At 64.1% G+C, this 4749-nt stretch carries 5 protein-coding genes and 1 pseudogene; 5 read left to right on the top strand and 1 reads right to left on the bottom strand.

Translation table 11 applies throughout. The annotated features are described in order from the left end of the window. The 5 genes and pseudogenes from AC1DSN_RS18465 to rplS form a co-directional block, all read left to right on the top strand. Nucleotides 1-334: pseudogene (locus AC1DSN_RS18465) on the top strand (signal recognition particle protein); the annotation flags it as partial. 100 nt (nt 335-434) lie between these two features. Then, nucleotides 435-686 (top strand): 30S ribosomal protein S16, encoded by a 252-nt coding sequence (gene rpsP / locus AC1DSN_RS18460; RefSeq protein WP_063573145.1) that lies wholly within the window; start codon nt 435-437, stop codon nt 684-686. After that, nucleotides 686-1201: a ribosome maturation factor RimM gene (gene rimM, locus AC1DSN_RS18455; protein ID WP_063573146.1), complete on the top strand. Its 516-nt coding sequence runs from the start codon at nt 686-688 to the stop codon at nt 1199-1201. The genes rpsP and rimM overlap by 1 nt, the downstream gene beginning before the upstream one ends. Nucleotides 1202-1218: 17 nt before the next feature. Then, a complete protein-coding gene (gene trmD / locus AC1DSN_RS18450; RefSeq protein ID WP_063573147.1) occupies nt 1219-1965 on the top strand; it encodes a tRNA (guanosine(37)-N1)-methyltransferase TrmD in 747 nt (248 codons plus the stop codon). A 48-nt stretch (nt 1966-2013) separates the two neighbouring features. After that, on the top strand, nt 2014-2412 hold the full coding sequence (gene rplS / locus AC1DSN_RS18445; protein ID WP_046981446.1) for a 50S ribosomal protein L19: 399 nt from the start codon (nt 2014-2016) through the stop codon (nt 2410-2412). A gap of 175 nt (nt 2413-2587) precedes the next feature. Here rplS and AC1DSN_RS18440 read toward each other — a convergent pair whose 3' ends face one another. Then, a complete protein-coding gene (locus tag AC1DSN_RS18440) occupies nt 2588-4651 on the bottom strand; it encodes an EAL domain-containing response regulator (RefSeq protein ID WP_477332116.1) in 2064 nt (687 codons plus the stop codon). Between the last annotated feature and the right edge of the window lie 98 nt (nt 4652-4749).

The raw sequence follows: 4749 nt of genomic DNA, 5'->3' as shown, positions 1-4749 counted from the left end.
GTTGCCGGGCATGGGTAACCTCCCGGACAACGTCAAATCCAAGGTCAACGACAACGAATTGAAGCGCATGGTCGCGATCATCGGGTCGATGACCAAGAAGGAGCGCCGGCACCCGGATCTCCTCAACGGTTCACGCAAGGCCCGTGTGGCCCGTGGTTCCGGCACCCAGCCCGCCGACGTCAATCGTCTGCTCAAGCAGTTCATGCAGATGGAAAAAATGATGTCCAAGCTGTCCAAGGGCGGCAGCAAAGGCCTCATGCGCCAGATGCGTGGCGCCATGAAGGGCATGGGTGGTATGGGCGGAATGGGCGGCGGTATGCCGCCGATGCGCTGAACCCCTTCCATTTTCTACAACTTTCGCTAAAATGCCGGGTTTACCGCGCCCGCATCTAGCGCGCGCCTGCCGGCATATCGGCAATTCTGGAGCTCGTAATATGGTTAAGATTCGTCTTTCGCGCGGTGGCGCCAAGGGCCGTCCGTTTTATCACGTCGTCGTGACCGACCAGCGCAACAAGCGCGATGGTCGCAACATCGAGCGCGTGGGCTACTACAACCCGGTCGCTTCGGGCGCTGATAAGCGTCTCGAGCTCGACGTTGCCAAGGTTCAGGCCTGGGTGGCGAAGGGTGCACAGCTGACCGATAAGGTGCGTGCTCTCGTGAAGGAAGCCGGCAAGCTGGCTGCTTGATGTCGACAGGGCTCGGTAAGCGCGTCCGGCTCGGACGCATTGTCGGGCTCTACGGCGTGCAGGGTCAGGTCAAGCTCGAGAGCTGGACCGAACCCCGTATTCAGATCTTCCAATACCAGCCATGGCTGCTGACCGCGCCGGGCGTGGAGAAGGAGATCGACGGGATCCGCGGACGCGCGCAAGGTAAGGGCCTCGTGGCCACCCTTCCGGGCATCGAGGATCGCGACCAGGCGACCGCACTGATCGGCTGCGAAATTACGGTTTCGCGTGACGTGCTGCCGCCGCCCGCACCGGGCGAGTTCTACTGGACCGATCTCGAGGGTCTCGAGGTCGTTACCACGGAGAATGTCGTCCTGGGACGGGTGAACCATCTTTTCGCTACCGGCGCCAATGACGTCATGGTGGTGAAGGACGGTGAAAGGGAGCGACTTATCCCGTTTGTCCAGGGCCCCTACGTGCACTCCATCGATTTCGATGGCCAGCGCATCGTGGTGGACTGGGACCCCGAGTTCTAGAGCAACGATTCCAAGTCATGCGTATCGATGTGGTCTCGTTGTTTCCCGATTTCGTCCGCCAGTCGGCCGAGGTCGGGGTGGTCGGCAGGGCGCAGCAGCGCGAGTTGTTACAGGTGGAAACCTGGAACCCCCGCGACTTCGCTCCCGACAGGCATCGCACCGTGGACGGTCGCCCCTTTGGCGGTGGGCCGGGCATGGTGATGCTGATCGACCCTTTGCGAGCGGCGCTCGCGGCGGTTCGTGAGGCGGCACCGGAACCGGTGCACGTGATTTATCTCAGCCCGCAAGGTGCGCGGCTGACGCAGGGTAAGGTCGAGGCGCTGGCAAACATGCCGCGAATCGCCCTGGTCTGCGGACGTTACGAAGGCGTGGACGAACGCCTGCTGCAGCATGAGGTCGACGAGGAGCTCTCAATCGGCGATTATGTGCTGTCTGGCGGGGAGCTTGCCGCAGCGGTGATTATCGATGCGGTGGGTCGTCTTCAGGACGGTGCGTTGAACGACGCGCAGTCCGCCCAACAGGACTCCTTCTCGGATGGCCTGCTGGATTGCCCGCATTACACCCGTCCCGAGCATCACGATGTTTGGGGCGGCGTGCCGGAGGTGCTGCTTTCCGGCGATCACGCGGCTATTCGCCGCTGGCGTCGCAAGCAGTCGCTGGGTCGTACCTGGCTGCGCCGGCCGGACTTGCTAACGCAGCGTGCGCTCGATGATGAATCGAGGGCATTGCTGGATGAATTCCGCCGTGAATACTCACACGGCTAAACGGTGCGGCCGATATCGACCGCCGTAACTGAAATTGACAGGTGTGCCATGAACAAACTTCTCCAACAGTTCGAAGCCGAGCAGATCATCCGCCAGCTGCCGGATTTCGGTCCTGGCGACACCGTGGTCGTCAACGTCAAGGTTAAGGAAGGCGCCCGCGAGCGCGTCCAGGCGTTCGAAGGCATCGTTATCGCCAAGCGTAGCCGCGGCCTGCACTCCGCCTTTACCGTGCGCAAGATCTCGCACGGCACCGGTGTCGAGCGCGTTTTCCAGTCGCACAGCCACGCTATTGACTCGGTCGAAGTCAAGCGCAAGGGCAAGGTCCGCGGCGCCAAGCTGTACTACCTCCGTGGTCTGGAAGGTAAGGCTGCCCGCATCAAGGAAGACGTCGCCGCCGCCGCTGCCGCCAAGGTCGCGAAGAAGGCTGCCGCTGCCGCCGCCCAGTAATCGGGTCGCAGTACGCGCCAAGAAAAAGCCCGCGAGCAATCGCGGGCTTTTTTGTTGTCTGCGCGCCGGTGGCGGGCAGGGTGCTTTTCTGTAGGAGCCGATTCATCGGCGATCCCGCGGCAGCGGGCCAGGTTATCGCAGGCCCATCGCCGATGAATCGGCTCCCACATGGGCCTTATACGGGCATGTATTCCTCGGCCAGCACCTTGGCCGGCTCCTGCAGGAAGTTGCCCTGCACGAAGTCCACGCCGCAGGCGAACAGCAGCGACGTACTCACGGCGTCCTCGACCCATTCGGCGACGGTCTGCTTGCCCGACGCGTGGCCTTCCTTGCAGATCTCCGCGATTTTCTTCTGGTTTTCCGGGTGCTGCGGTAGGTCGGTCATGAAGCTGCGGTCGATCTTCAGGAAGTCGGCCTCGACATGGTTGAGCATCTGGAACGAGTTGAGGCCCGAGCCAAACTGCTCGATGGCGAACGCGCCGCCCGCCTTGCGCCAGCCGGCCACGAATTCCTGGGTAGGCCGCAGGCTGGTCAGTACCTTGGACTCCGGCATCTCGATGACCAGGGTGCTGCGACGCAGCTTGGCGGATTCGAGGCGACGGCAGAGCCACGGCAACAGGTCCGGATCTTCCAGCGACTGCAGGGTCATCTTCACGAAGTAGGTCGTGGTGAGCCCGTCGTTTTCGCGGTGTGCCAGCGCATCGATGGCATGGCCCAGCACCCAGCGGTCGATCGCCGGGAGGAGGCCGTTGCGCTCGGCCACGGGGAAGAAGTACGAGGGCAGGACATCGCCCTTCGGGCCGCGCATGCGCACCAGGATCTCGTAGAACTCGCCGGCGGCATCCTGCAGGCTGATGATCTGCTGGTGGTACAGCCGCAGGCCATCGGTCGACAGCGCATGGCGAACGAGGTCGAGCCAGTACTGCTCGCGCTCGGCGTCCGCCTTTTCGCGGGCGCTGGGATCGTGCAGCTCGACGCGATTGCCGCCCTGGTTCTGGGCGTTGCGCAGCGCCGCGCTGGCCTGTTCGAGCACCGCCTCGGTGCTGGCATTCTTCTCGGCTATCAGCGTGCCGCCGATGGTGATCGTCACGTTGAGCGAGCGTGTGCCCGCGTCGATGATGTGCTCGGCGATGCTGGTGCGCAGGCGCTCGGTGAGCGCGGCGTGCTCGAGGTCGCCCCGCGGCGCCAGGATCAGGCCAAGGGTATGGTCGCCCAGCACGCCGGCAACGTCTTCCTCATCGATGGATTCGTTGATCTTTGCGGCGATTGCGGCAAGCAGCTTGTCCGCATTGCCGATGCCCGCGCTGCCGACGATTTCTTTCCAGTTGTCCGGCTCGAGCAGGAGCATGGCCTGCCCCTCGCGCCCGGCGGCCGCGGCAGCCACGGCTTCGTCGATGTGCTCGAGCGTGCGCGCGCGATTGAACAGGCCGGTTACCGAGTCCCGCTGCAGCTGCGCCACGAGGGCAGCGTCTACCATCTGCTGGCGGAACACGATCTGTAGGCAGGCTTCGCCTTCGAACGTGGCGTGTGCGAAGTCGACCAGGGCCTTGAACGTACCCCCGTCGTCGCGACGGGCCAACAGCTCCAGCGGAGGCGGTGCTTTCTCGCCCTTGGACAGGCCGCGCAACACGCCTTTGAAGTCGTCGGCGTGGGTCCCGGCGATCAGGTCGAGGATCGGCAGGCCGAGGATGTCGTCGAACTCGGCGAAGCCGAAGGCTTCGAGGTAGGCCTGGTTCACGCGGACGTGCATGCCCTCGTGGACATAGGCAATGGCGTCGCGCGAGGAATCGAGCAGGGAATCGCACCGGCGCTCGGTCTCGCGCAGCGAGGTTTCCAGGCGGCGCACCTGGCGCCGGGTGGAAAGTGCCTCGAACTCGCGCAGGACCACGGCCAGGACCTGGTCGGAACGTTTACGCAGCGCCACGCCACGCGTGCCACCGGCGAAGAGGTCGGCCACGCTGTCGTCGCTGAGGCTGTTGACCACGGCGATGAGCGCGAGGTCGCGTCCGCTCGCGTCCAGCTGGCGGGCGACCGCCGCGGCGTCGATGCCCGGCACGCCGGGATTCATCAGCACCAGGTCCGGCACCAGTTCGTCCAGGGCGGCCTGTATTTCCGCCGTGCTCGTTGCGCGTGCGGGGCGCACGGCGATACCGCCATTGCGCAGTACGTTGATCAAAAGCTCGGCGTCTTCCACCGAGTCTTCGATGAAGAGAATCCTGATGACGTTGTCGTGTTTCATGCCGTTCCGAAAAGCCGCTTGCTACCCCGCGAACCGTGACGGCCCGCTCCCCCCAACGCGGTCCGGCCAGGTCATGCTGGTCGGATGATGCCCATACT

This window comes from Luteibacter sp. P4_D7_3 (assembly GCF_056401735.1).
This window is presented reverse-complemented; position numbering and strand designations above follow the sequence as displayed.

Excerpts from the sequence above, each read along its gene's own strand:
- rpsP (WP_063573145.1), top strand. The coding sequence starts at position 435 with ATGGTTAAGATTCGTCTTTCGCGCGGTGGCGCCAAGGGCCGTCCGTTT.
- rimM (WP_063573146.1), top strand. The coding sequence starts at position 686 with ATGTCGACAGGGCTCGGTAAGCGCGTCCGGCTCGGACGCATTGTCGGG.
- trmD (WP_063573147.1), top strand. The coding sequence starts at position 1,219 with ATGCGTATCGATGTGGTCTCGTTGTTTCCCGATTTCGTCCGCCAGTCG.
- rplS (WP_046981446.1), top strand. The coding sequence starts at position 2,014 with ATGAACAAACTTCTCCAACAGTTCGAAGCCGAGCAGATCATCCGCCAG.
- AC1DSN_RS18440 (WP_477332116.1), bottom strand. The coding sequence starts at position 4,651 with ATGAAACACGACAACGTCATCAGGATTCTCTTCATCGAAGACTCGGTG.